This window comes from Terrabacter sp. Root181, assembly GCF_001428505.1.
Taxonomy (GTDB): Bacteria; Actinomycetota; Actinomycetes; order Actinomycetales; family Dermatophilaceae; genus Terrabacter.
The window spans coordinates 1,780,241-1,803,887 of sequence record NZ_LMHU01000001.1 but is presented as its reverse complement, the minus strand read 5'-3'; the positions used below and the strand labels follow the sequence as shown (position 1 = coordinate 1,803,887).

Annotated in this window: 26 protein-coding genes; 4 read left to right on the top strand and 22 right to left on the bottom strand. The window is 71.6% G+C overall.

Translation table 11 applies throughout. From position 1 onward, the window contains the following. Positions 1–44 precede the first annotated feature (44 nt). From ASD90_RS08400 to rpsB, 6 genes are all read right to left on the bottom strand, one after another. On the bottom strand, positions 45–581 hold the full coding sequence (locus ASD90_RS08400) for a DsrE/DsrF/DrsH-like family protein (protein WP_056753897.1): 537 nt from the start codon (positions 579–581) through the stop codon (positions 45–47). Further along, entirely contained in the window at positions 581–895 is a 315-nt protein-coding gene (locus ASD90_RS08395; RefSeq protein WP_056753895.1) for a TusE/DsrC/DsvC family sulfur relay protein, read from the bottom strand. Before ASD90_RS08395 ends, ASD90_RS08400 begins: the two co-directional genes overlap by 1 nt. 21 nt (positions 896–916) lie before the next feature. Beyond that, positions 917–2,164, bottom strand: coding sequence for an NAD(P)/FAD-dependent oxidoreductase (locus ASD90_RS08390; RefSeq protein WP_200958555.1), 1,248 nt, complete (start codon positions 2,162–2,164; stop codon positions 917–919). Between the two features lie 142 nt (positions 2,165–2,306). Beyond that, complete coding sequence (locus ASD90_RS08385) at positions 2,307–2,897, bottom strand: antibiotic biosynthesis monooxygenase (RefSeq protein ID WP_056753894.1); 591 nt, start codon at positions 2,895–2,897, stop codon at positions 2,307–2,309. Between the two features lie 140 nt (positions 2,898–3,037). After that, entirely contained in the window at positions 3,038–3,868 is an 831-nt protein-coding gene (gene tsf / locus ASD90_RS08380; protein ID WP_056753887.1) for a translation elongation factor Ts, read from the bottom strand. A 72-nt stretch (positions 3,869–3,940) separates the two neighbouring features. Further along, positions 3,941–4,891 (bottom strand): 30S ribosomal protein S2, encoded by a 951-nt coding sequence (gene rpsB / locus ASD90_RS08375; protein ID WP_056753884.1) that lies wholly within the window; start codon positions 4,889–4,891, stop codon positions 3,941–3,943. 285 nt (positions 4,892–5,176) lie between these two features. On the opposite strand from rpsB, the gene ASD90_RS24620 reads away from it, so the two are divergent. The 3 genes from ASD90_RS24620 (at position 5,177) to ASD90_RS08360 (ending at position 9,257) form a co-directional block, all read left to right on the top strand. After that, positions 5,177–7,129, top strand: coding sequence for a DUF6541 family protein (locus tag ASD90_RS24620; RefSeq protein ID WP_056754715.1), 1,953 nt, complete (start codon positions 5,177–5,179; stop codon positions 7,127–7,129). Between the two features lie 246 nt (positions 7,130–7,375). Continuing rightward, positions 7,376–8,548: a pyridoxal phosphate-dependent aminotransferase gene (locus ASD90_RS08365; protein ID WP_056753881.1), complete on the top strand. Its 1,173-nt coding sequence runs from the start codon at positions 7,376–7,378 to the stop codon at positions 8,546–8,548. Positions 8,549–8,717: 169 nt separating this feature from the next. Next, positions 8,718–9,257: a M23 family metallopeptidase gene (locus tag ASD90_RS08360; protein WP_056754712.1), complete on the top strand. Its 540-nt coding sequence runs from the start codon at positions 8,718–8,720 to the stop codon at positions 9,255–9,257. Positions 9,258–9,276: 19 nt separating this feature from the next. Here the strand turns inward: ASD90_RS08360 and ASD90_RS08355 are convergent, their stop codons facing one another. The 9 genes from ASD90_RS08355 to rplS all read right to left on the bottom strand — a co-directional run bounded on the left by ASD90_RS08355 (position 9,277) and on the right by rplS (position 16,828). Then, on the bottom strand, positions 9,277–10,206 hold the full coding sequence (locus ASD90_RS08355; RefSeq protein WP_056753878.1) for a tyrosine recombinase XerC: 930 nt from the start codon (positions 10,204–10,206) through the stop codon (positions 9,277–9,279). A gap of 260 nt (positions 10,207–10,466) precedes the next feature. After that, positions 10,467–11,573 carry a DNA-processing protein DprA gene (gene dprA / locus ASD90_RS08350; RefSeq protein WP_157623053.1) on the bottom strand — a complete coding sequence of 369 codons (1,107 nt, stop codon included), beginning with the start codon at positions 11,571–11,573 and terminating at the stop codon, positions 10,467–10,469. A 66-nt stretch (positions 11,574–11,639) separates the two neighbouring features. Next, positions 11,640–13,202, bottom strand: coding sequence for a YifB family Mg chelatase-like AAA ATPase (locus tag ASD90_RS08345; RefSeq protein WP_056754709.1), 1,563 nt, complete (start codon positions 13,200–13,202; stop codon positions 11,640–11,642). After that, positions 13,202–13,567: a YraN family protein gene (locus ASD90_RS08340; RefSeq protein ID WP_056753873.1), complete on the bottom strand. Its 366-nt coding sequence runs from the start codon at positions 13,565–13,567 to the stop codon at positions 13,202–13,204. Before ASD90_RS08340 ends, ASD90_RS08345 begins: the two co-directional genes overlap by 1 nt. Positions 13,568–13,669: 102 nt before the next feature. Continuing rightward, entirely contained in the window at positions 13,670–13,990 is a 321-nt protein-coding gene (locus ASD90_RS08335) for a DUF2469 domain-containing protein (RefSeq protein WP_028785386.1), read from the bottom strand. Beyond that, a complete protein-coding gene (locus ASD90_RS08330) occupies positions 13,987–14,757 on the bottom strand; it encodes a ribonuclease HII (RefSeq protein WP_056753871.1) in 771 nt (256 codons plus the stop codon). The genes ASD90_RS08335 and ASD90_RS08330 overlap by 4 nt, the downstream gene beginning before the upstream one ends. A gap of 17 nt (positions 14,758–14,774) precedes the next feature. After that, the gene (gene lepB, locus ASD90_RS08325) at positions 14,775–15,671 is read right to left on the bottom strand and encodes a signal peptidase I (RefSeq protein ID WP_056753868.1); all 897 of its coding nucleotides are present in this window, start codon (positions 15,669–15,671) and stop codon (positions 14,775–14,777) included. Then, on the bottom strand, positions 15,671–16,411 hold the full coding sequence (gene lepB / locus ASD90_RS08320) for a signal peptidase I (protein WP_056753866.1): 741 nt from the start codon (positions 16,409–16,411) through the stop codon (positions 15,671–15,673). Before lepB (ASD90_RS08320) ends, lepB (ASD90_RS08325) begins: the two co-directional genes overlap by 1 nt. A gap of 42 nt (positions 16,412–16,453) precedes the next feature. After that, the gene (gene rplS / locus ASD90_RS08315; protein WP_056753862.1) at positions 16,454–16,828 is read right to left on the bottom strand and encodes a 50S ribosomal protein L19; all 375 of its coding nucleotides are present in this window, start codon (positions 16,826–16,828) and stop codon (positions 16,454–16,456) included. A gap of 275 nt (positions 16,829–17,103) precedes the next feature. Here rplS and ASD90_RS08310 point away from each other — a divergent pair, with 275 nt between their 5' ends. Next, entirely contained in the window at positions 17,104–17,862 is a 759-nt protein-coding gene (locus ASD90_RS08310) for an ABC transporter permease (RefSeq protein WP_056753859.1), read from the top strand. A 16-nt stretch (positions 17,863–17,878) separates the two neighbouring features. Here ASD90_RS08310 and trmD read toward each other — a convergent pair whose 3' ends face one another. From trmD to ASD90_RS08275, 7 genes are all read right to left on the bottom strand, one after another. After that, a complete protein-coding gene (gene trmD, locus ASD90_RS08305) occupies positions 17,879–19,072 on the bottom strand; it encodes a tRNA (guanosine(37)-N1)-methyltransferase TrmD (protein ID WP_056754705.1) in 1,194 nt (397 codons plus the stop codon). 59 nt (positions 19,073–19,131) lie between these two features. After that, positions 19,132–19,659: a ribosome maturation factor RimM gene (gene rimM, locus ASD90_RS08300; protein ID WP_056753856.1), complete on the bottom strand. Its 528-nt coding sequence runs from the start codon at positions 19,657–19,659 to the stop codon at positions 19,132–19,134. Between the two features lie 130 nt (positions 19,660–19,789). Beyond that, positions 19,790–20,032: an RNA-binding protein gene (locus ASD90_RS08295; protein WP_020142764.1), complete on the bottom strand. Its 243-nt coding sequence runs from the start codon at positions 20,030–20,032 to the stop codon at positions 19,790–19,792. A gap of 2 nt (positions 20,033–20,034) precedes the next feature. Beyond that, the gene (gene rpsP / locus ASD90_RS08290) at positions 20,035–20,505 is read right to left on the bottom strand and encodes a 30S ribosomal protein S16 (RefSeq protein ID WP_056753854.1); all 471 of its coding nucleotides are present in this window, start codon (positions 20,503–20,505) and stop codon (positions 20,035–20,037) included. Positions 20,506–20,720: 215 nt separating this feature from the next. Continuing rightward, the gene (locus ASD90_RS08285; RefSeq protein WP_056753852.1) at positions 20,721–21,653 is read right to left on the bottom strand and encodes a GNAT family N-acetyltransferase; all 933 of its coding nucleotides are present in this window, start codon (positions 21,651–21,653) and stop codon (positions 20,721–20,723) included. 16 nt (positions 21,654–21,669) lie between these two features. Beyond that, entirely contained in the window at positions 21,670–22,758 is a 1,089-nt protein-coding gene (locus ASD90_RS08280; protein ID WP_056753850.1) for an amidohydrolase family protein, read from the bottom strand. Between the two features lie 10 nt (positions 22,759–22,768). Continuing rightward, complete coding sequence (locus ASD90_RS08275) at positions 22,769–23,632, bottom strand: alpha/beta fold hydrolase (RefSeq protein ID WP_056753847.1); 864 nt, start codon at positions 23,630–23,632, stop codon at positions 22,769–22,771. Positions 23,633–23,647 lie beyond the last annotated feature (15 nt).

Below are 23,647 nucleotides of genomic sequence, written 5' to 3'. Positions count from 1 at the left end.
GGCCCACACCGGCCCGACCGGCCACACCCACCCACCACGCTGGATCAGATGAAGAGCAGCTGCGCGCCCTCCGTCAGCTCGATGAAGTCCGAGGCCGAGATGATCCCCTCGACGTCGTCGCGCAGGTCGTCCTCGGTCAGGTGCTGCATGTCCGCCGACATCCGGCAGGCCCACAGGTGCCCGCCCGAGCCGACGATCTGGTCGAGGAACTCCGGCACCTCGGGCACGTCGAGGTCGGCGATGGCCTTCTTCATCTGCGACGTGGCGAGGTGCGTCATCCCGGGGATGCCACCGAGGCCCTGCGGCAGGTGCGTGGCGGTGTTGCCGAGCATCGTGAACTTGAGGTCGCCCGAGGTCTTCTTGTTGATCATGTCGAAGCCCCAGAAGGTGAAGAACAGATGGGTCTCCACCCCCTCACCGAGCGCGGCGTTGGCCAGGATGAGCCCCGGGTAGGCCATGTCGAGGTTGCCCTTGCTGCAGATGATCGCGAGCTTGCGCCCCTGCGACTCGGGCGAGTCGAACACCGGCACGAACGGGGCGCTCTGGGCGGTCTGGTCGGTCTGGGTGGTTGCGGTGGTCATCACACACATCCCTTCGGCTTGGGCAGCCCCGCGACGTAGGCCATCTTCTTGGCCGGCTTGCCGGGGAAGAGGTCGAAGAGGGACTTGATCGGGGTGCCGGTCTGGGTGCTGACCCGGCGGAGCGTGGCCGTCTCGCCCAGGTGTGCGAAGTCGTCACGGAGGAAGTGGACGAGCTTCCAGTGGTCGTCGGTCAGCTCGATCCCGATGAGCCGGGCCAGCTCGGAGCCGAGGTCGTCGGACCACTGGTCGGGATGGGTGAGGAAGCCCTCGTCGTTGACCTCGACGGCATGGCCGGCGATTGTGGTGGTGGGCATGGTGGCGCTCCTTTGCTGAGCTCACGCAGCGGGGACCTTCCCCGCCATCGACATCTGCGCGGGCAGGCCGAGGGGTCGTCCGGGGAGCAGGATGTTCCAGTAGATGTGGCGGAACGCGAGCTTGCCGAGGTGGTTCGCACGCGACTGCTTGAGCAACGTCATCGGCCCGAGGTGCGGCACCGGGAAGGTGCCGGTCAACGGTTCGGTGTCGTAGTTGAAGTCGAGGAGCATCGCCTTGCCTCCGCCGGACTCGACGAAGCAGTTGGCGTGGCCGTCGAACGCATGGGTCATGTCCTGGCCGTGCACGTGCTCGATGAAGTTCTCGACGAAGACCTCGACGGAGAAGTGCGCGACGGAGCCGGCCTTCGACGTCGGGATGTTGCTCGCGTCGCCGAGGACGAAGATCGACGCGTGCTTGGTCGAGAGGCTCGTGTGCTTGTCGACCGGCACGTAGTTCAGCTCGTCGCCGAGGCCCGACCGGGCGACGAAGTCGGCGCCCATGTTGAGCGGGATCGTCACGAGCTGGTCGTAGGCGACCTCGCGCTCGTCGTAGGACACGAGGACGCGTCGCTCCTGGTCCACGTGCTCGACCATGAAGTCGGTCTCGACGGTGATGCCCTTGTCGGCGAGCAGGTGCCCGAGCTCACGGCTCGCGACCGGCTTGGTGAAGGCGCCGTCCAGCGGGGTCACGTAGACGATCTCGGTACGCTCGCGCAGGCCACGGCGTCGCAGGAAGTCGTCGGCGAGGAACGCGAACTCGAGGGGCGCCACCGGGCACTTGATCGGCATCTCGGTGACGTGCACGACCAGCCGGCCGCCCGAGAAGCCGGCGAGCGCCTCACGCAGGGCCGTCGCACCCTCGTAGGTGTAGAACTCGCCGACGCTGCGGTGCCACTCGGGCCCGAGCATCCCCGGCGTCTGGTCGGGTCGGGGGCTCGTGCCGGAGGCGATGACGAGCTCGTCGTAGACGAGGGTGCGCCCGTCGAGGAGCGAGACCTCGCGGGCGACGGGGTCGACGCGGTCGACGTCGCCGAGCACGAGCTCCACGCCCTCGGTGATGAGGCCGTGCCTGCTGCGTCGCACCTGCTCCGGCTCGATGAGCCCGAACGGCAGGAAGAGATAGCCCGGCTGGTAGTCGTGGACGTCGTCCTTGTCGACGACGGTGATGCGCCACTCGGTGGTGGGGAGGCGGTGCCTCAGCTTGTTCACGACCATGGTGCCGGCCGTACCCGCTCCCAGGACCACGAGGGACCTCATGGTGGTGGTCATGCTTCGAAAGTACCCCCACGGGTATCCGGAGCGCTGTGAGCCACGAGACAACGGGGCTGTGATGTGTGAGACAAAGGCCTGCCTCACAAGGGATTTCGTCGACGACCGCGTCAGTCCGTGGCCGTCGGTCGCCAGCAGGCCGTCAGTCGGCCTTGAGCCACCGACCGAAGAGCCGGGTCACGAACGGCAGGAAGAGGTAGGTCATCCACGGCGTCGCGAGCAGGGTCGTGACGAGGACCCGAGGCACCACGGGCCACTGCCCGCTGAACGGTGAGAGCAGGTAGGTCAGGGCCAGGCTCGTCGGGAAGAACGCGACCCAGATGACGGTCGCCTGCTTCCAGCGTGGGGGCGCAGACGGTCCCCTCGGGCCCGCCTCGCGCACCGACGACGACGTCGGCTCGTCGAACCAGCCCTCGATGCCGGTGCGGTACTCCGTGCGGCGGTGCTCGACGAGGTCGGCCGCCGAGCGCAGCCACCGGAGCCGCTCGGGCGAGCGCTCCCACGTGTCGAGGTGGGCGCGCGAGTCGAAGCGGTAGAGCATGTGCCAGTCCTCGGCGCCCGAGCGCACCCAGCCGGCACCGAGGAAGCCCTCGAAGCGCTCGGCCATCGAGGTCCCGGCATGGACCCAGGCCTGCATGAGCAGCTCGTCCTCGGGGGCCACCCGTCGGGTGATCGAGACGGTCAGCGGGCCGTCGACCTCGTCGGTGGTGGGCGTGTCGGTGCGGGTGCTCAAGGGCTCCTCCAGGGGTTCGTCCGGTCGACCCGGGTCGGGCCCGGAACGCGACGATGCCGGCCGCCCCGACGGGGGCGACCGGCATACGTCGTCGTGATGCGCGGGTTCTGCGCTACGAGTGGTGCGGTGAGGTCAGGACCTCACTGGCCGACGCGGAAGCGCGCGAAGGACTTCGCCGTGGCGCCGCCCTCCTCGAGCACCTTGCCGACGGTCTTCTTGGCGTCCTTGGCGAAGGCCTGCTCGAGCAGGACGTTCTCCTTGAAGAAGCCGTTGACGCGACCCTCGATGATGCGGGGAAGAGCAGCCTCGGGCTTGCCCTCCTCCTTGGCGGTGGCCTCGGCGACGCGACGCTCGTTCTCGACCGTCTCGGCCGGGACCTCCTCGCGCGACAGCACCGTCGGGCTGAACGCGGCGATGTGCATCGCGACGTCGCGACCGACGGTCTCGTCGCCACCCTCGAGCGCGACGAGGACGCCGATCTGCGCCGGCAGGTCGGGGCTCGTCTTGTGCAGGTAGGACACGACCTTCTCGCCCTCGACACGGGCCACGCGACGGATCTCGATCTTCTCGCCGATCGTCGCGTTGGCCTCGTCGAGCAGCTCCTGGACGGTCTTGCCGTCCTCGAGGCTGCTCTTGAGCAGCTCGTCGGCGTCGGTGGCCTTGGCGGCCACGGCCTGCGCGAGGACCTGGTCGGCGAGGGCGATGAACTTCTCACCCTTGGCGACGAAGTCGGTCTCGCAGTTGACCTCGACCAGCGTGCCGACGCCGTCGCCGGCCTCGGCCGTCACGAGGCCGTTGGAGGCCGAGCGGCCCTCACGCTTCGTGACGCCCTTGAGGCCCTTGACGCGAAGGATCTCGATGGCCTTGGCGCGGTCGCCGTCGGCCTCGTCGAGCGCCTTCTTGACGTCCATCATGCCGGCGCCCGTCTGCTCGCGCAGCGCCTTGATGTCAGCGGCGGTGTAGTTCGCCATGCTCTGTATCGCTCTTTTCGTCAGTGGAGATTGACTCGTGTTGTGAGGTGGTGAGGCTGGTGCGCGAGGCCGTCAGGCCTGCTCGGCACCGGCCGTCGCCTCGGCGGGAGCCTCGGTGGCCTCGGCGGCGGGAGCCTCAGCAGGAGCCTCGGTGGCCTCGGCAGCGGGGGCCTCGGCAGCCGGAGCCTCGGTGGCCTCGGCGGCGGGGGCCTCGGTCGCCTCGGCGGCGGGCGCATCGGCGGTCTCCGTGGAGGCAGCGGCGTCGGCGTAGAGCTCGCGCTCCCACTCGGCCAGCGGCTCCTCGGCCTGCGCGTCGCCACCGGACTTGCCGGACGAGCGCTGGACGAGACCGTCGGCGACGGCGTCGGCGATGACCCGGGTCAGCAGCGTGACGGAGCGGATCGCGTCGTCGTTGCCGGGGATCTTGTAGTCGACCTCGTCGGGGTCACAGTTCGTGTCGAGGATCGCGATGACCGGCAGGCCGAGCTTGCGGGCCTCGTCGACGGCGAGGTGCTCCTTCTTGGTGTCGACGATCCACACGGCCGAGGGGACCTTGGCCATCGTGCGGATGCCGCCGAGGGTGCGCTCGAGCTTGATCATCTCGCGCTTGAGGATGAGCAGCTCCTTCTTCGTGTAGCCCGAGCCGGCCACGTCGTCGAAGTTCAGCTCCTCGAGCTCCTTGAGGCGCGTGAGGCGCTTGGAGATCGTCTGGAAGTTGGTGAGCATGCCACCGAGCCAGCGGTGGTTGACGTACGGCATGCCGACGCGCGTCGCCTGCTCGGCGATGGGCTCCTGGGCCTGCTTCTTCGTGCCGACGAAGAGGATGGTGCCACCGTGGGCCACCGTCTCCTTGACGAAGTCGTACGCGTTGTTGATGTACGTCAGCGACTGCTGCAGGTCGATGATGTAGATGCCGTTGCGCTCGGTCATGATGAAGCGCTTCATCTTGGGGTTCCAGCGACGGGTCTGGTGCCCGAAGTGGACGCCGCTCTCGAGGAGCTGGCGCATGGTGACGACGGCCATGCCGTGTTCTCCCTTGGTTCGTTGTTGTCAGTTGTGCGTGGGCGCCGACGCCCGGCGGTCACGTCACAGACGTGGCCCGGCGGGCGGCATACGACCTCACTCCTGGCGCCTGACGCACCCCGCCCCGCCGCAAGCGGTGGGGACTGCCGTGGTGTGACCCGGTCCGGCGGACCGGCAGAAGACGCGCGAATTACGGTCCGTGCGACGAGCACACGGGACCGCCCACCATCGTACGTCCTGACCCGGGTTGTGGAGAAATCGTGGCGACCCGACACAATGGCCCGCATGGCGCACTGGGTGGACACGATCCCGGCCTTCGTCGTCCTCTCGGTGGTGCTCTTCCTGCCCGGCTGGCTGGTCGTGCGGGCCCTGGGCGCACGCGGCCTCGAGGCGCTGGCCGTCTCCCCGGCGGTCTCCGTCGGCCTCGTCGCGGTCTTCGCGACGGTCGCCCAGCGGGTGGGCGTGCGCTGGGGCCTGCTGCCGCTCCTCGTCGTCACGGCCGTCGCGGTGGCCGTCGCCTGGGGCGGGATGCGGCTGCTCGGTCGTGACGACCCGGAGCTCGGCGCGACCCGTCGCGTCTTCGGCCGCCCACGGCCGGACGCCGTCGTCGCCATCGCGATCGGGGCCGTCCTCGCGCTCGTGACGATCCTGCCCGCCATCGGGCGTCCCGACGAGCTCGTCGACTCCCCCGACGCCGTCTACCACCTGGGCCGCATCAAGACCTTCCTCGAGACCGGCAACTTCTCGATCGCCAACCCGACCTTCTACCCCAACGGCTTCCACTCGTGGATCGCGACCAGCCTCCTTCCCGGCGTCGCGGACGTGCTGCCCGGCACCAACGTCGCGACCATCGTGCTCGCGGCGCTCGTGTGGCCGATCGGCTGCGTGGCCCTCGTGCGCCACGCGCTCGGCACCTCCCGCCTCGTGACGTATGCCGCCGGGTTCTCCTCCGCGGCCTTCATCGCCTTCCCGACGATCCTCCTCGGCTGGGGCGTGCTGTGGCCCAACCTCATGGCCACCGCCCTGACACCCGGAGCTCTCGCCCTGATGCTCCAGGCTGCGAGGTCCCGGCGGATCGGGCAGTGGCTCGCGTTCGTCGCCGCCCTGCCGGGGCTCGCCCTGATCCAGCCCAACGCCCTCGTGGCCCTCGTGCTCTTCGCGCTCGTCTGGTTCGTCACCGCGCGGATCCGGGCAGGCCTGCTCCACCACGTCTCGTGGTGGGTCGTCGGGCGCGACCTCGCGATCGTCGGTGTCGTCGGTGTCGTCGGGCTCGTGGCCGCCCCGGTCGTCTCGGCCCAGCTGGCCTCCACCCAGTCCTACGAGTGGAAGGACCGCGTGTCGGCCTGGACCGCGCTCGTCGAGGTCGTCGGCGGTCGACTGCAGATCCCCGACCTGCTCTGGGGGCTCGTCCTGCTCATCGCGCTCGGCATCGGCTGGATCGCCCTGCGCGCGCGGGCTGCCCTGCCCGTCGTCGCCATGTGGGGCGCGTGCGTCGTCCTCTACGTCATGGCGGCGTCGTCGACGATGTCGTGGACCGCGCTCGTCACGGGCTACTGGTACAACGACAAGGTCAGACTGGCGTCGCTCGCCGCCGTCCCCGGCGTCGTGCTCGTCGCCGCCGCGGCCCCGGCGCTGCGCGAGCTGCTCCGCAAGGTGCCCGGGCTCGGGTCGCGGCCCGTCGTGGTGGGACTCGTCGCGGTGCTCGTCATCCCGGCACTCACACTCGGGCTCAACGGCGCGACCCGGCACCGGATGCTCACCGACTTCTTCCAGCCGAGCGACCCGAAGAAGGTCATCCTGTCGTTCGAGGGCCAGGACTCGCTGCGCCGGCTGAACTCCCTCGTCCCGGCCGGCCAGGGCGTCGTCGGACGTCCCGAGAACGGCTCGCCGCTCATGTGGCCGCTGTTCGGCACCAACACCCTCTACCGCTCGATCCCCATCCCCGCGACCGGCGACGAGATCGTCATCGGCACCGGCTTCGACGACATGGCGAACCGACCGGACGTCTGCGCCGCCATGGCGCGCCACGACATCCGCTGGGCCGTCGACTCGACCCACGTCTACTGGCTCGACCGCCCGGAGCGGTCCTCCGGGCTCAAGAACCTGGCGGACGTCGACGGCGTCGAGCCCGTGCGGACCGACGGCGACTACACGCTCTACCGCGTCACCGGCTGCGGACTCGGCAGTGCGGCCACCCCCGCGGCCACCCCCGCGGCCACCCCCGCGGCGACCCCCTGACCCGGCCGGACGGCATACGCCAGGGATGATTCGTGCATCTCCTCGTGGACGCCCCGTAACGCTCTGGGCCCTCGCGCGATGGTGGGGGTGGAGATCCCACCCAGACCCCCTGACCGGGTGGGATCTCCACCTACGTCCCGCGGCAAGGACCCCTCCACAGCCGCTGCGGGACACAAGAGCCCCCGCCACGTGCCCCGGCGGGGGCTCTGCCACGTACCCGGGGGTGCCCGTGGCTACGCTCGGGCCATGAGCTCGCCGCTGATCTCGCGCATGCAGCCTTTCGGGACGACGATCTTCGCCGAGATGTCGGCGCTCGCCGCCCGGACCGGCGCCATCAACCTCGGGCAGGGTTTCCCCGACACCGACGGGCCACGCGAGATGCTCGAGGCGGCCAAGGCCGCGATCGACGGGGGCCGCAACCAGTACCCGCCCGGCCCCGGCGTGCCTGAGCTGCTCGAGGCGGTCGGGGCGCACCAGGAGCGCTTCTACGGGATCTCGCTCGACCCCGCGTCGCAGGTGCTCGTCACCGCCGGCGCGACGGAGGCGATCGCGTCGGTCGTCCTCGCGCTCTGCGAGCCGGGCGACGAGGTCGTCACCTTCGAGCCCTACTACGACTCGTATGCCGCCACGATCGCCCTGGCGGGGGCGACGCGCCGCACGTCCGTCCTCCGCTTCCCCGACTTCGCGGTCGACGAGGCGTCGCTGCGGGCCGCCTTCTCGTCGCGGACCCGGCTCGTCCTGCTCAACACACCGCACAACCCGACGGGCAAGGTCTTCACCCGGGCCGAGCTCGAGCTCGTCGCCTCGCTCGCGCGCGAGCACGACGCCTGGGTCGTGACGGACGAGGTCTACGAGCACCTCGTCTTCGATGACGCCGTGCACGTGCCGATGGCGACCCTGCCGGGGATGGCCGACCGCACCATCACGATCAGCTCGGGCGGCAAGACCTTCTCGGCGACCGGTTGGAAGGTCGGCTGGCTCTCCGGGCCCGCCGAGGCGGTCGCGGCTGCGCGCACCGTCAAGCAGTTCCTCACGTACGTCGCGTCCGGCCCGTTCCAGCCGGCTGTGGCCCTCGCCCTGGGGCTCGGCGACGAGGTGTATGCCGATCTGCGCCACTCGCTCCAGGCCAAGCGCGACCTGCTGTGCTCAGCGCTCGAGGCATCGGGTCTGCGGGTGGCGCGGCCGTCGGGGACCTACTTCGTCATCGCCGACGCAGCCCCGCTGGGTGCGGTCGACGGGCTGGAGTTCGCGCGCCGACTGCCCGAGATCGCCGGCGTCGTCGGAGTGCCGGTGTCCGTCTTCCACGACGACCAGGACGCGGCGCGCACGTTGGTCCGGTTCGCCTTCTGCAAGAAGGACGAGGTGCTGCTCGAGGCCAGCCGGCGCCTCGCCGCCGCGGGCACACCCACACCCCCCTGACCCCATACCCCCTGGCCCCTCGAGTGAGCGCCCCACCCCACTCGAGTGAGCACTCTGCCCACGAGCCAGAGGCCGGCCGTCGTCCACATGTCCTCGCGAGACCTGATCCTCGTCCACAGGTGCGCTGACGCACCTCCCACCCCGGTTGAACGCGGACGACCATGAGGTCATGTCGATCGGTTCAGCACTGCTCAGCGCCGTCCTCGCAGCGGCGTCCGTGACGGGTGCGGGCACGATGCCAGCCGCGTCCGGGGCCCCGGACTCCTCGGGTGGACCGCTCCCCTCCCGGACCGCGGCCGGTCGATGGGCCTGGCCGCTCGACCCTCGTCCCGAGGTGGTGCGGCGCTTCGACCGCCCCGACCAGCCGTGGCTGCCCGGTCACCGAGGCGTGGATCTGGCTGCCTCTGCGGGACAGTCCGTCCGAGCACCGTCCGCCGGGCGGATCTCCTGGACCGGTGTCGTCGCCGGGCGGGCCGTCGTCGTCGTGACGCACGAAGACGGCCTGAGAAGCACCTTCGAGCCGGTCGCAGCGGCTCCACCTCTGGGCACCCCCGTCGCCCGCAGCGACATCGTGGGTGCCGTGACGTCGACCCCCGGTCACTGTGCGCCCCGAACCTGCCTGCACTGGGGCGTGCTGAGGGATGAGACCTACCTCGACCCGCTGTCGTTCGTCGGTCGAGCGCCCGTGGTCCTGCTCCCACTGCCCTGAGCTTTCGGACGTCGACCGGTCAGGCGCGGGGGTGAGCCTGCTCGTAGCTGCGTCGGAGCCGGTCGACCGAGACGTGGGTGTAGATCTGGGTCGTCGCGAGACTGGCGTGGCCGAGGATCTCCTGGACCATGCGAAGATCCGCGCCACCCTCGAGCAGGTGCGTAGCCGCGCTGTGACGCAGGCCGTGCGGGCCGAGGTCCGGCGCGTCAGGGAGGTGCGAGAGCAGCTCGTGCACAACCGACCGGACCTGGCGCGCGTCCACCCGGCGGCCCCGCCGTCCGAGGAACAGCGCGGGACCCGAGTGTTCACCCGCCAGCCTCGACCGGACCGACAGCCAGCCCTCGATCGCACGGCCCGCAGGGGCGCCGAACGGCACGATGCGCTCCTTGGCACCCTTGCCCATGACGCGCACGACGCCCTGGGCTAGGTCCACGTCGTCGATGTCGAGCGCTGCGAGCTCACCCACTCGGATCCCGCTGGCGTACAACAGCTCGAGCATCGCACGGTCGCGCACGTGAACGGGGTCGTCGTCGTCGGCCCTCGTCGCAGCTAGGTCCAGCATCTCGGTCGCCTCGCCCTGGCGCAGGACGCCCGGAAGCGTGGCGTGCCGCTTCGGCGCGACCAGGCGCAGCGACGGGTCGGTGGGGATGCGGCCGGTGTGCTCGGCCCACCTGAGGAAGGTCCGGGCCGATGCGGCCCGACGGGCGATGGTGGAGCGCGCGGCGCCGGCGCCGGCCTGGATGCCCAGCCAGGCCCGGAGGTCGCCGATGCGCAGGTCGCCGATCTCGTCGATGCCTCGTGCGGCCGCGAAGGTGAGCAAGTGGCGGACGTCGCCGAGGTAGGCGCGGCGGGTGTGGACCGAGCGACCTCGCTCCGCTCCGAGGTGGCGCGAGTAGGCGTGGAGCAGCTCCGAGTGCCGTTCGAGCACGTCGGGCACCGCCTTCACCACATCCGTCACTCCCGCACCATCGCAAAGCGCCCGCCGCATGGCAAGCACCACACCGGGTCGAACCCCCGACCCCGGCCAGTCGCACCACCCCGTCGAGTGGCCGCTTGGTCGCGTCCGTCACCGCCGTGGGGTGTGACGCGTGAGACGCATGGGCCACTCGAGTGGGACGGGGCGCTCACTCGAACGAGCCGGGCCCTCACGTGAACGAGCCGGGCGCTCACTCGAGTGGGGCGGGCGCTCCCTCGAGCGGGGGCGGGCGGTCACCCGGACTTCGCGGAGCGGGGCTGGGGGCGCTTCCGCCACGTGCCGGCGGATTCCGTCACGAGGCCCAGCCGCTCGAGGCGTCCGAGCGCTGCCCGGACCATGAGCGGAGCGTGCGCGACCTGGCGGACGACCGCGTCGAGGGTGATAGCCGAACGGAAGGGCACGGCCTCGAGAACCGACGCGTCCAGGGGCGGCAGGTCGTCCTCCGGCCGCACCGGCCCGCGGGCCGGCTCGCACGCGTCGTCGCCGAGATCGCCGACGAGGTCGATGACCTCGTCGGCGCTCGTGACGAGCACGGCCCGACCGTCGCGGATCTCCTGGTGGCAGCCGGCCGAGGTCATCGACGTCGTCGGTCCGGGCACGGCTCCGACGTGACGGCCGGCATCGATGGCGTGCTTGACGGTGTTGCGCGACCCGGAGCGCAGGTCGGCCTCGACGACGACCGTGCCTCGCGTCATCCCCGCGATCAAGCGGTTGCGTGCGAGGAACCGTGACTTCATCGGTGCCGACCCGGGAGCCACCTCGGAGACGACGAGCCCGTCGCGGGCGATGCGCGCGATGAGGGTTGCGTGTGCCGAGGGGTAGGGCCGCTCGACGCCGCCGGCGAGGACGGCGACCGTGGCGCCGTCGACGGCCAGAGCGCCGCGGTGCGCGCTGCCGTCGATGCCGAACGCCGCGCCCGACACGACCGCCCACCCTCGCTGGGCGACGCCGGCCGCGAGGTCGGCGGCCACCTGCTCGCCGTAGCCGGTGGCGGTCCGTGAGCCGACGATCGCGACGGAGCGCTCCACGGTCTCGGCGAGGTCGAGCGGTCCACGGACCCAGAGGCAGTACGGCGGCACCGGGATCTCGCTGAGGCGGTCGGGCCACTCGTCGTCGCCGGGCACGACGACGCGAGCGCCCACCTTCGCGGCGATGTCGAGGTCGCGCTCGGTGTCGACCGACGCCAGTCGCGCTCGGAACCTGGCGAGCGTGCCGTGACCGGCGCGGAGGCGCCCCAAGGTCTCGACGGCCCCCAGCTCGTCGATGAGACCGGGCACCTCCTTGTCGCACGGCTCCGCGACCCGGGACAGCGCCGCGCGAGCAAACCGGTCAGCGTCCACCTGGAACCCCCTGCGTGCTGATCGTGGGACGACCGGCGGCAGGCCGACGGTCCGGTGCAGCCGCCCTCATGCGGCCGCCCCGGCCCGGTGGCGCAGTGACAGCGCCAGGTCGACCTCCGCGCGCCCGGGCCGCTGCAGACCCATGACGTCGGCGATGGTCCAGGCGCACCGGAGCGTGCGGTCGTAGCCCCTGAGGCTGAGTGCCCCGCTCTCGAGGGCGCGGTCGAGGGTGGTCGTCGCTGAAGTCGGAAGCCGCCAGGGCCGGCCGCGCAGCACCGAGCCGGGGACGTCGGCATTGACGCCACGACGTCGTCCGAGCACCGCTCGCCAGCGCTCTCCCTGCGCGTCGCGGGCACCGGCCACCCGGGACGCCACCGCGGCGGAGGACTCGCCGGGTGCCGCCCCGGCCATCGAGAGCCCGGGAGGCTGGACGTGGACCTGGAGGTCGACCCGGTCGAGCAGCGGCCCGCTCAGCTTGCCGAAGTAGGACCGGCGCATCAGTGGGGTGCACGTGCAGTCGAGACCCTTGCCCCAGCCGTTGCCGCAGGGACACGGGTTGGCGGCGAGGACGAGCTGGAAGCGCGAAGGGAACGTCACGGTCTCCTGGGCGCGGGCGATGGAGACCGTCCCGCGCTCGAGCGGGGTGCGCAGCGACTGGAGCACGCCCTTGTCGAACTCTGGTGTCTCGTCGAGGAAGAGGACACCGCGGTGGGCCTGGGTGATGGCGCCGGGACGGATGTGCCCGCTGCCACCACCGATGACGGCGGCCTGCGAGGCACCGTGGTGGGGCGCGACGAAGGGGGGCCTCGAGATGAGCCGGACGTCCTCGCCGGCCCCGAGGGCGCCGAGCACCGAGTGGATCGCCGTGACCTCCATCGACTCGGCCTCGCCCAGCGCCGGCAGCAGTCCCGGCAGCCGCTCGGCCAGCATCGTCTTGCCGGCGCCGGGCGGCCCGGCGAGCAGGAGGTGGTGACCACCAGCGGCCGCGATCTCGAGGGCGAGCTTCGCGTCGGCCTGCCCGACGACCTCGCTGAGGTCGCGCACGGGCTCGGGCGGCGGCTCCACGACGGCCGGCACCTGCACGTCCTCGACGCCTCTGCCCTTGCCCAGTGCGTCGTAGCGCCGGACGAGCTCGGGGACGTCGGCCACCGGATGCACCTGGACGCCGGACACGAGCCGGGCCTCACCGGCGTTGGCCACCGGCACGACGACGTGGCGCACGCCCGCCATGGCTGCCGTGCGCACGAGCGGCAGCACCCCCGGGACGGCGCGCACCGTGCCGTCGAGGCCCACCTCCCCGATGTGCACGACGTCGCGCACGACCGCGGTGGGCACGAGCCTCATCGCGGCGCCCACCGCGACGAAGATGGCGAGGTCGAACCCCGTGCCGACCTTGCGCTCCCCCGCCGGCGACAGGTTGACCGTGACCCGTCGCTGGCTCACCACCATGTCGTCGATGAGGCCGGCGGCCGCCTTGATCCGATCGGACGACTGCTTCACCGCCGAGTCCCCGAGACCGCTGATCGCGAAGCCCGGCAGGCCCGGCGCCACATGGGCCTCGACGTCGACGACGAATCCGGTGACGCCGCGCAGCCCCACCGACCGCGTGCGTCCGAGTCCCTGTCCCATCAGCACACCCCCCGCAGGTACTGGAGCCGTGCCCGGCCACGTCGCGGCCGCAGGATCGAGATGACGTCGATGCGCAGGGCGAGACCGCGCGCGAGATCGTCGTGGTCGTCGCGCCAGAGTCCGGCCAGTCGTCGCAGGCGGCGCTGCTTGGCCCACGTCACGGCCTCGAACGGTGCGCCGTAGGCCTCGCTCGTGCGGGTCTTGACCTCGCAGACGACGAGCTCGCGGCCGTCGACGGCGACGACGTCGATCTCGCCCCGCACGCAGCGCCAGTTGCGGTCGAGGATCGTCAAGCCCTGGCCGAGCAGGTAGCGGCACGCGAGCCGTTCGCCGTAGTCGCCGAGGGCGCGGGTGGAGAGGTCCATGGCGACCACCCTCCCGGCACCGACCGGGCGGGGACACCCGTCAGCGCGAGGCTGTGGACGGCATACGCGATCGGCGAGGGGGTGTGGACGAACCCCCTGGGCTCAGCTGAAGTCGCCGTTCTCCGGCAGCTTGATGTCGGGCTTGGGCAGCTCCTCGACGTTGACGTCCTTGAACGTCACGACCCGCACGTTCTTGACGAAGCGCGCCGGCCGGTAGATGTCCCACACCCACGCGTCGGCCATCGTCACGTCGAAGAAGACCTCACCGCCGTCGGAGCGGACCTTCACGTCGACCGAGTTGGCGAGGTAGAAGCGGCGCTCGGTCTCGACGACGTGGGTGAAGAGGCCGACGACGTCGCGGTACTCCTTGTAGAGCTGGAGCTCCATCTCGGTCTCGTACTTCTCGAGATCTTCCGAACTCACCTGATCGCCGTCCCTGTCTGCTCTGCCGTGGTGGGCACCGGAGCGAACGTCTCCGTCCCCTCATTCAACACCTCGACCGGCGCATCGGAGTACACGCCGGGCAGACGCCACGAGCGCCGGTGCAGCTCGCACGGGCCGAGGCGCGCCAGCGCGTCCATGTGCTCGGGCGCGGAGTAGCCCTTGTTGAGCGACCAGCCGTATGCCGGGTGGCCGGCCGAGAGGGCCACCATCATCTCGTCGCGCTCCACCTTGGCCAGCACGCTCGCCGCGGCGACCGAGGAGCACTTCATGTCGGCCTTGATCATCGTCGTCACGGGCGGCGTCGTCGGACCGGAGTCGTCGGCGAAGGCGAAGAGCCCCACCTCGGTGGCGGCCGTCAGCCAGTCGTGGTTGCCGTCGAGGATGACGAGGTCGGGCACGACGCCGAGGCCGCCCAGCGCTCGCAGTCCGGCCAGGCGCAGCGCACCCATGATGCCGATCTCGTCGATCTCCTCGGGGCTGGAGTGCCCGACCGCGTAGGCGACGGCCCACCGCTGGATGCGCGGCACGAGCACCGTGCGGGCCCGCTCGGTCAGGAGCTTGGAGTCCTTGACGCCGATCGGCGCCGACCGCACGGTCTCGTCGATGACGACGACGCCGACGCTCACGGGGCCGGCGAGCGCGCCGCGTCCGACCTCGTCCATGCCGGCGAGCAGACGGTGACCGGAACGCTGCAGGGCGCGTTCGACCCGCAGCGAGGGCTTCTTGGAGGGTGCTGGTCGTGCCATGGTGACGCCCGCGCCGATCAGCCGGCCGCGACCTTCGTCGCCGTGGACGCGGGCTTACCGCTCTGGCTCGGGTTGACCGTCGCCTTGTTCGTCGGGGTGGTCGACGGCGTCGTGGGCGACGGCACCTGCGAGAAGGTGCGCTCGGGCACGCCGAGCCACGTGACGTGGTCGATCGGCCACACGACGAACAGGGCGCGGCCGACGATCTTGTCCATCGGCACGGAGCCCGTGGCCCCCGTGCCGTCGTCGTGCCAGCGGCTGTCGGAGGAGTCGGAGCGGTGGTCGCCCATGACCCAGACGCGGCCGGCGGGGACGGTGATGTCGAACTTCTTGCCCTCGCTCGGGTAGTCGCCCGGCTTGACGTAGGGCTCGGTGATCTCGACGCCGTTGACCTTGAGCTTGCCGGTGTCACCGTCGGCCTGGACGTGGTCGCCGGGCAGCCCGATGACGCGCTTGATGAGGTGGTTCTCGGAGTCCTCCGGCAGCAGGCCGACGAAGACGAGAGCGTCGTGGAAGGGACCGCCGACGGTGCTGTGCACCTCGGAGAGGTCGCCGAGCCAGGGGCTGGGCACACCGGGGTCCTCGAAGACGACGACATCGCCGCGCTTGAGGTCCAGGGGGCCCGGCGTCAGCTTGCTGACGATGACGCGGTCGTCCTTGACGAGGGTGTTCTCCATGGAGCCCGACGGGATGTAGAAGGCCTGGAAGAGCCACGTCTTGACCACGAAGGAGAGCGCCATGGCGAGGACCACGACGATGACGAGCTCCTTGGTGCCGGCGAGGATCGTCGCGCCGAAACCGCGGGGTTCGTCGTCGTAGTCGTCATCGAGGTCGTCGTCGTCGAGGTCACCGTCGGTGTCGTCAGCCGAGCGCCCGCGCGTCGGGTCCTCGGGGCGTCCGGTGTACTGCGACATCACTCACCATTTCGTGGGACGGAGGCAACTGGTCCTTGGTCGACCGATCCGAGCCGACCGAGCGGCCAGTATCGCACCCAAACCTTGCCGATGATGTCGTCCCCCGGGACCATGCCGCCACCCGGGTCGCCGAGGTGCGCCCGGGAGTCGGCGGACGAGCCGCGGTTGTCTCCCATGACCCAGAACCGGTCGGGTGGGACCGTCACGTCGAAGGACATGCTGCTCGGTTTCTGGCCGGGCGCGACGTAGGGCTCGGTGACGGCGACCCCGTTGACCTCGAGGCGTCCGTCGGCCGCGCAGCACCGGACGTGGTCGCCCGGCAGGCCGATGACGCGCTTGACGTAGTCGGTGGGCTGGCCCTTGCCGGCCAGGCTCTCGACCGCCTCGACGAGCGTCTGCACGATGCCGCGCTCCGGCACGCGCAGGTTGAACGCCTGGGACGCGTCGAAGACGACGATGTCGCCGCGCTGGAGGTCGGCCGGGGCCGTGGTGCGGCTGACGAGGATGCGGTCGCCGATGAGCAGCGTGTCCTGCATCGACTCGCTCGGGATGCCGAAGGGCGTGACGAGGAAGGCCCGGATGACGACGATCGCGAGCAGCAGGAGCGCGGGACCGAGCAGCCACCGGTGACGCCGCGCCGCGGCATACGCCGCTGGGGCACCCGGGCGCGACGAAGGCGCGGCGGATCCCGTCTCTGGCGGCGTCCCGGATGTCTCCGGGACGGCCCGCTCGGGGTCCACCGCGCCTCGCGTGACTAGACGGACGGCTGCGTCAGCAGGTCGTCAGCTCTTGGCGCCGGTCTTGGCCGGGATGCTGTCGCGCTTCTCGCGGATCTTGGCGGCCTTGCCGCGCAGACCACGGAGGTAGTAGAGCTTCGCGCGACGGACGTCACCGCGGGTGACGACCTCGATCTTGTCGATGACCGGGGTGTGCACCGGGAAGGTGCGCTCGACGCCGACACCGAAGGAGATCTTGCGGACCGTGAAGGTCTCGCCGATGCCGCCGCCGTGGCGACGGATGACGATGCCCTGGAACACCTGGACGCGCGAGCGCGTGCCCTCGATGACCTTGACGTGGACCTTGAGGGTGTCGCCGGCGCGGAACTCGGGAACGTCCGAGCGCAGCGATGCGGCGTTGATCTCGTCAAACGTGTGCATGATGCTTCGCTTTCCTGGGTGCCACAGGCCACTCGTCACAAAGGTGTGGGTCGCGTCCGTCGGGCCGCGTCGAGTCACCGGTGGATCTGGTCGAGCTCGGTGGTGACCCGACTCCCCCTGTGGCAGGGGCCGTCGTGTGCCGGACGCAAGGAGCAAGTCTGCCAGAGCACACGGCATACCAGAAATCGGCGCCCACCTGACCGCGCCTGCCGACCCGGTCGCCGACCCGGTCGGGGTGCCGCTGGCGGCGGCGGTCGGTGCCTTAGCGTGGGCCCGTGGACGTCTCCCCCGGCTGGCCCGTGGCCCTGTGCCTCGTCATCCTCCTTGCCGTGACGGTCGTCGCCAACCGCCTCGGCGGCATCGGCCTCGGTCGAGCGTCGGTGGTCGCCGGTGCGCGCGCCGTCGTGCAGCTCTCGCTCGTCGCGCTCATCATCACCGCGGTCGTGGGCTCGCTCTGGCTCTCGTTCGTCGCCGTCTTCGTCATGTTCGCGATGGCGGTCGTGACGACGTCCAGGCGCGTCGACGCACCCCGCACGTGGCCGTGGGCCGCCGCGGCGATGGCGTGCGGCGTGGTGCCGGTCGTGGCCATCGTGCTGGCCACCGGCTCGGTGCCGCTGACGGGCATCGCGGTGATCCCGATCGCGGGCATCGTCATCGGCAACACGATGACGGTGCACACCCTCGTCGGCCGGCGCACCTTCGCGGCGCTGCGTGAGGAGCACGGGCAGTACGAGGCGTCGCTGTCGCTCGGTCTCACCTCGAGCCAGGCCATCGACGAGATCATCGCCCGCCGGGTGCCCGAGGGCATCGTCCCGAGCCTCGACCAGGTGCGCACGTCGGGCATCGTCACCCTGCCCGGCGCCTTCATCGGCGTCATGCTCGGCGGCGGCAGTGCCGTCCAGGCCGCGACGGCGCAGGTGCTGGTCCTCTTCGCGATCATGGCGACGCAGTCGATCACCGCCGGCGTGCAGGCCTCGCTCATCCGCCGCCGCCTCCTGCTGCCCGCCGACCTCGGCGCCGCCCTCGTGTCGTGACGGAGGGCCGCCCGCGTCAGCCGCGGCGACGCTTGACGAGCGTGACCGCCCCCGGGATGGGCGCGGGCGCGTCGACGAGGCGATAGCCCGCCTTCTTGTACATCCGCAGGTTGTCGGTGCTGCGCGCGCCGGTGTTCAGCGTGAAGGTGCGTATGCCGTCCGGCGCGGTCGACTCGGCGTGCTCGAGGAGGCGTCGGCCGAGTCCGCGACCCTGCAGGTCGGGGGCCACGCAGAGGCGTCCGACGAACCAGTCGTCACCCTCGGGGCCGCCCCGGACCGTGCGCACCGCGCCGACGAGCCGCCCGCCGCTGCGGGCGACCCACGTCTGGGTCGTGTCGAGGCTCGCCCGGACGTCGTCGAGGCTCTCGTACAGGGCCGGGATGTCGAGGGTGTCGTTGGCGAGGGCCTCCTGGACCCAGCACGCCCGCATGAGCACGGCGAGCTCGGGGACGTCGCCCGGCGTCGCGGCGCTGATCACGACGTCGCCGCCGTCCGAGTCCGCGTGCGAGGCGTGGAGCAGGTCGGGCCGGCGGGCTGCGGTGCGCGCGAGCCGCTGTTCGTGGCGCCAGGCGGCGATCGCCCCGTGGTTGCCCGAGAGGAGCACCGGCGGGACGTCGCGGCCGTTCCACGCGGCGGGCTTGGTGTAGATGGGGTACTCGAGCAAGCCGTCCTCGTGGGACTCCTCGACGAGGGACTCGGCGTTGCCGATGACGCCCGGCACGAGCCGCCCGACGGCCTCGACCATCGCGAGCACGGCCACCTCGCCGCCGTTGAGGACGTAGTCACCGAGGCTCACGACGGAGACCTCGAGGCCGAGGTCCTCGCGGGCGTGGTCGTAGACGCGCTCGTCGATGCCCTCGTAGCGTCCGCAGGCGAAGGCGAGCCACGGCTCGTGCGCGAGCTCGCGTGCGAGTGCCTGGGTGAACGGCTGCCCACCGGGGCCGGGGACGATGAGCCGCGGCTTCGCGGCCGACGGGTTGTCCTGAGCGAGAACGTGGTCGAGCGCCTCCGACCACGGCTGCGGCTTCATGACCATGCCCGCTCCCCCGCCGTACGGGGTGTCGTCGACGGTGCGGTGGCGGTCGTGTGTGAAGTCGCGCAGGTCGTGGACGCGGACGTCGAGGAGGCCGTCCTCGCGCGCCTTGCCGATGAGCGACAGGTCGAGCGGGGCGAGGTAGTCGGGGAAGATCGAGACGACGTCGACGCGCATGGCCGGACGCGTGTCGGGACGCGTGTCGGGACGCGTGTCGGGACGCGGGTCGGGCACGGTCACTCGGTGCCCTCGCGGTAGAGGTCGAAGAGCCCGGGCGGCGGGTCGACGACGACGTGGTCGTCGGCGACGACGGGCACGATGCGCTTGACGAACGGGACGTAGGCCGTGACGCCGTCGGTGAGGGTGATGACGAGCCGGTCCTGGGCGGGGCCGATCTCGAGGCCGCTCACGGTGCCGACGGTCTCGCCGCTCGGGTCGCGGGCCTCGAGCCCGACGAGGTCCTCCTCGTAGAAGGCCTCGTCCTCGGCCTGGGGGTTCGACTCGGGCAGCACGAGCCGCGTGCCGCGCAGGCTCTCGGCGCCGGCGCGGTCGGGGATCTCCTCGAAGGTGATGAGCCAGATGCCGCGGTGCACCCGCGTCGACGCGATGGTCAGCGCGGTCGGCACACCGGACCCCGGCTCGGCCTCGGTCGCGATGACGGTGCCGACGGCAAAGCGGGTCTCGGGGTCGTCCGTGTGCAGCTGGACGGTCACCTCTCCCCGCAGACCGTGGGGCTTGCCGATGCGGGCGAGGACGACGTTCATGAGCCGAATCCTCTCAGGTTTGGCGACCGTCGGAGACCCGTGCGCGAAGGACGGGCGCGGGGACGCGAGAGGGGCGCCCCGGTCATCCGGGACGCCCCTCTCGGGTGACTCGCGTGGGAGTCGTCAGCGCTCAGCGCACGCGGTCGGTGTCGACGATGTCGACGCGCACGTTGTTGTTGCCCGCGAGGGCGCCGACGACGGTGCGCAGCGCGCTCGCCGTGCGGCCGGAGCGGCCGATGACGCGGCCGAGGTCGTCGGGGTGGACCCGGACCTCGAGCAGCTCACCGCGGCGGAGCTCCTTGCGGACCACGACGACGTCCTCGTCGTGGTCGACGATGCCCTTGACGAGGTGCTCGAGCGCCTCCTCGAGCATGCTCAGGCCTCGGCCTTCGCGGTGTCGTCGCCGGCGGCCTCGGCCGGAGCCTCGGTCGCCTCGTCGGCCTTGGGCTCGTCGGCCTTCGCCTCAGCCTTGGGCTCGGCCTTCTTGGCGGCCTTCTTGCGCGGCGTCGGGCCGTCGGTGCCGGCGTCGTTCTTGCCACCGGCAGCGGCGATCGCGGCCTCGTAGAGGTCCTTCTTCGGGGTCTTCGGCTCCTTGGTCTGGAGCTTGCCCCCGTCGACGATCTTGATGAGCGCCGCGACGGCCTCGGTCGGCTGCGCGCCCTGGCCCAGCCAGTAGTGCGCGCGCTCGATGTCGATGTCGATGAGCGACGGCTGCTCGGTGGGGTGGTACTTGCCGATCTCCTCGATGGCACGGCCGTCACGCTTGGTGCGCGAGTCCATGACGACGACGCGGTAGTACGGTGCACGGATCTTGCCCATGCGCTTCAGACGGATCTTGACTGCCATGGTGGCGGTCTCCTCAACCAGTAGTGAGCGCGGCGAGACCGACTGGGTTCAGCCGGGGTGCCGACGCTCGGTGTGTAGGCGTCCGGTCCAGCCGTTGGGGGCCGGACGGGTACAGCCCTCCATTCTGCCAGACCGGACGGGGTGCTCCGGACACGCACCCCGCAGACGGCGTCCCCACGCCTGCGACCACCGATGGCGTATGCCGTCCGCATCGCTCAGGCGTGGGCCGCCCGGACCGCGAGGGCGTGGCGCACGACCTCGCGCCGGGACACGTCGGTGGCGCCCTCGAGCACCGGCACCCCGGAGGGCTCGAAGCCCGCGCGGGCCAGTCCCATCCGCAGCTCGGTGCCGGTGAGCCGGCACTCGACGACCCCGCCGACGGGCGAGACGCGGAGCAGCTCGAAGAGCGTCGCCGTGCTCTCGACGATCGATGACGAGTAGAGCGGGATGCCGAGCTCGGCCGCCAGCGCCGAGGCGAGGCTCGTGCCGCCGTAGGCGCCGTAGGCCGCCGGCCCCGAGCCGCTGACGACGCAGGCGATGCGCCGGTGGCCGTGCGGGCGGTACGGCGCGGCGGGCCAGTCGGTGGACAGCATCGTGAAGCGGTCGTGGTCGCGCCAGTCGCGGCGCCCGTCGACGCCGGGCAGGTGCAGGAAGTCGCGCGAGAAGCCCTCGTGGACGAAGCCGAGCGAGCGCACGAGCCCGGCCGAGCGGTGGTTCGCCGGCTGGATGTTCGCCTCGACGCGGTGCAGGCCCATGCCGTGCGGCTGGTCGGCGAAGACGAGGTCGAGCGTGAGGCGCAGCCCTTCGACGAACAGGCCGCGGCCGGCATACGGGTCGTAGGAGTCGTATCCCACGGTCGCGCTGCGGAAGGCCCCCTCGACGACGTTGGCGACGTTGATGCGTCCGACGAGGCCGTGCGACCCCTCGGCGTCGAGGGCGTGCACCATGAAGGTGCGGTAGGTCGGCGACTGGTTGTCGAGGACGACCGGCAGGTTGTGCGGATTGGGCATCGCGAAGTCCGCGAGGCGCCGCTCCGAGAGGGTCACGGCCGCGGCATACGGCTCGATGTCGGCCGACGACGGGGGCCGCACCTCGACGCGCTCGCCCGCTGCGGTGAGCGGCGGCTCGTCGGGAGCGGGCTCGGACATGGGCTCGGACTGGTGCTCAGGCGACAACGCGACCTCGCAGCACGACGCCGCTCGGGTCGGCGACGACGGTGACGTCGGCGAGCGGGTCCGACGCGTAGACGACGAGATCGGCGTCCTCACCCTCGACGATGCCGGGTCTGCCGAGCCATTCGCGCGCTCCCCACGTCGCGGCCGCGACGACCTCGGCGTTCGTGAGTCCCGCCTTCGTCAGCTCGACCATCTCCTGCGCGACGAGACCGTGCGGGAGGCTGCCGCCGGCGTCGGTGCCGACGTAGATCGGCACGCCCGCCTCGTGCGCCGCCCCGACCGTGGCGTAGCGCCGTTCGTGCAGGTCGAGCATGTGGCGGTGGTAGTCGGGGAACTTCGCCTTGGCCGGCTCGGCGAGGTCGGGGAACTGCGCGATGTTGACGAGGGTCGGCACGATGGCGATGCCCTGGGCGGCGAAGGTGTCGATGGAGTCCTCGCGCAGGCCGGTTGCGTGCTCGATGCAGTCGATGCCGGCGGCCGCGAGATCGCGCAGCGACTCCTCGCCGAAGCAGTGGGCCGTGACACGCACGCCCTCCTCGTGGGCGGCCGCGATCGCGTCGGCGACGGCCTGGCGCGACCAGCTGGGTGCGAGGTCGCCGACGTCGCGGTCGATCCAGTCACCGACGAGCTTGACCCAGCCGTCACCGCGGTGCGCCTCGAGCCGGACGTGGCGGACGAGCTCGTCCTCCTCGACCTCGTGGGCGTAGTTGCGGATGTAGCGCCGCGTGCGGGCGATGTGCCGCCCGGCGCGGATGATCTTGGGAAGGTCGTCACGCTCGTCGACCCAGTGGGTGTCGCCGGGCTGGCCGGCGTCGCGGATGAGGAGCGTGCCGCGGTCGCGGTCGGTCATCGCCTGCTGCTCGGCCTCGTCGCGTGGCACGCCGCCGTGGGGCCCGAGACCGACGTGGCAGTGGGCGTCGACGAGCCCCGGGAGCACCCAGCCCTCGAGCGTCTGCTCGTCGGTCCGGTCGGCCGGCGGCGTGAACGAGACGCGCCCCCCGATGACCCACAGCTCGTCGACGACGTCGTCGGGACCGACGAGCACCCGACCGCGGACCTGGAGCACCGGTGCACTCATGGCACCGACCCTAACCTCCGTCGCGCGCCAGATCCGTGAGGACGTCGGCCCAGTGCGCCATGAGCGTCGCGAGGTGTCCGGCACCCTCGCGGACGACGAGCCGCGACGTCGGCAGGTGCGCGTGCAGCCACCGCCCGTGCTCCAGCCCGACCGTGCGGTCGCGGTCGCCGTACCAGAGGTGGACCGGTGCGCGGACGTCGTCGAGCGCGACGTCCCAGCCCGCGGTGAAGGCGAGCGCGTCGCGCGACACGCCGCGGTAGGACGGCACGCCCGGTCGGCCGCTCGCGGTCCAGGGCTCGAGGATCTCGGGCGAGACGAAGCCACCCACGCGCACCGCCGGCGCACGAGCGGTGCGTCCACCCGGCCCGCTCTGCTGGGCGCGGTCGGTCATCGCGCCGTCCTGGAGGTCGATGGCCGCGTCGACGTCCCCGGCGAGTGCCGCACGGACCGCGGGGTCGTCGGCAGCGGCAGGGTCGAGCTCGAGCAGCGGTCCGATGCCGGCGACGACCCCGGCCACGCGCACCCGGTGCGGCAGGACGGCTGCAGCGGCGACGGCATACGGCCCTCCCCCGGAGACGCCGAGCACGGCGAACGCGTCGAGCCCGAGCACGTCGGCGACCGTCCCGGCATCCCTGCCCACCGACGACAGGGTGGTGCGGGCGTCCGTCGACCCGCCGTAGCCGGGCCGCGAGAACGCGATCAGCCGCATCCCGGCGCGCGCCGCCGCACCGTCGCCGAGCGCGGCCTGCAGCCGGCCACCCGGCGTGCCGTGGAAGAAGACGAGCGGCCTGCCGAGCGGGTCGCCGCCCTGCCACACGTCGAGGCGCCGCCCGTCCGGCAGCCGCACCCGCGAGCGCCCGTCGGTGGTGACCACGACCCCGAGCGTAGG

Bases quoted from the DNA above. Each gene is read 5' to 3' on its own strand.
- ASD90_RS08400 (WP_056753897.1), bottom strand. From the start codon at position 581: ATGACCACCGCAACCACCCAGACCGACCAGACCGCCCAGAGCGCCCCG.
- ASD90_RS08395 (WP_056753895.1), bottom strand. From the start codon at position 895: ATGCCCACCACCACAATCGCCGGCCATGCCGTCGAGGTCAACGACGAG.
- ASD90_RS08390 (WP_200958555.1), bottom strand. From the start codon at position 2,164: ATGACCACCACCATGAGGTCCCTCGTGGTCCTGGGAGCGGGTACGGCC.
- tsf (WP_056753887.1), bottom strand. From the start codon at position 3,868: ATGGCGAACTACACCGCCGCTGACATCAAGGCGCTGCGCGAGCAGACG.
- rpsB (WP_056753884.1), bottom strand. From the start codon at position 4,891: ATGGCCGTCGTCACCATGCGCCAGCTCCTCGAGAGCGGCGTCCACTTC.
- ASD90_RS24620 (WP_056754715.1), top strand. From the start codon at position 5,177: ATGGCGCACTGGGTGGACACGATCCCGGCCTTCGTCGTCCTCTCGGTG.
- ASD90_RS08365 (WP_056753881.1), top strand. From the start codon at position 7,376: ATGAGCTCGCCGCTGATCTCGCGCATGCAGCCTTTCGGGACGACGATC.
- ASD90_RS08360 (WP_056754712.1), top strand. From the start codon at position 8,718: ATGTCGATCGGTTCAGCACTGCTCAGCGCCGTCCTCGCAGCGGCGTCC.
- ASD90_RS08345 (WP_056754709.1), bottom strand. From the start codon at position 13,202: ATGGGACAGGGACTCGGACGCACGCGGTCGGTGGGGCTGCGCGGCGTC.
- ASD90_RS08340 (WP_056753873.1), bottom strand. From the start codon at position 13,567: ATGGACCTCTCCACCCGCGCCCTCGGCGACTACGGCGAACGGCTCGCG.
- ASD90_RS08330 (WP_056753871.1), bottom strand. From the start codon at position 14,757: ATGGCACGACCAGCACCCTCCAAGAAGCCCTCGCTGCGGGTCGAACGC.
- lepB (WP_056753868.1), bottom strand. From the start codon at position 15,671: ATGTCGCAGTACACCGGACGCCCCGAGGACCCGACGCGCGGGCGCTCG.
- rplS (WP_056753862.1), bottom strand. From the start codon at position 16,828: ATGCACACGTTTGACGAGATCAACGCCGCATCGCTGCGCTCGGACGTT.
- trmD (WP_056754705.1), bottom strand. From the start codon at position 19,072: ATGCGCGTCGACGTCGTCTCGATCTTCCCCGACTACCTCGCCCCGCTC.
- rimM (WP_056753856.1), bottom strand. From the start codon at position 19,659: ATGAACGTCGTCCTCGCCCGCATCGGCAAGCCCCACGGTCTGCGGGGA.
- ASD90_RS08295 (WP_020142764.1), bottom strand. From the start codon at position 20,032: ATGCTCGAGGAGGCGCTCGAGCACCTCGTCAAGGGCATCGTCGACCAC.
- rpsP (WP_056753854.1), bottom strand. From the start codon at position 20,505: ATGGCAGTCAAGATCCGTCTGAAGCGCATGGGCAAGATCCGTGCACCG.
- ASD90_RS08285 (WP_056753852.1), bottom strand. From the start codon at position 21,653: ATGTCCGAGCCCGCTCCCGACGAGCCGCCGCTCACCGCAGCGGGCGAG.
- ASD90_RS08280 (WP_056753850.1), bottom strand. From the start codon at position 22,758: ATGAGTGCACCGGTGCTCCAGGTCCGCGGTCGGGTGCTCGTCGGTCCC.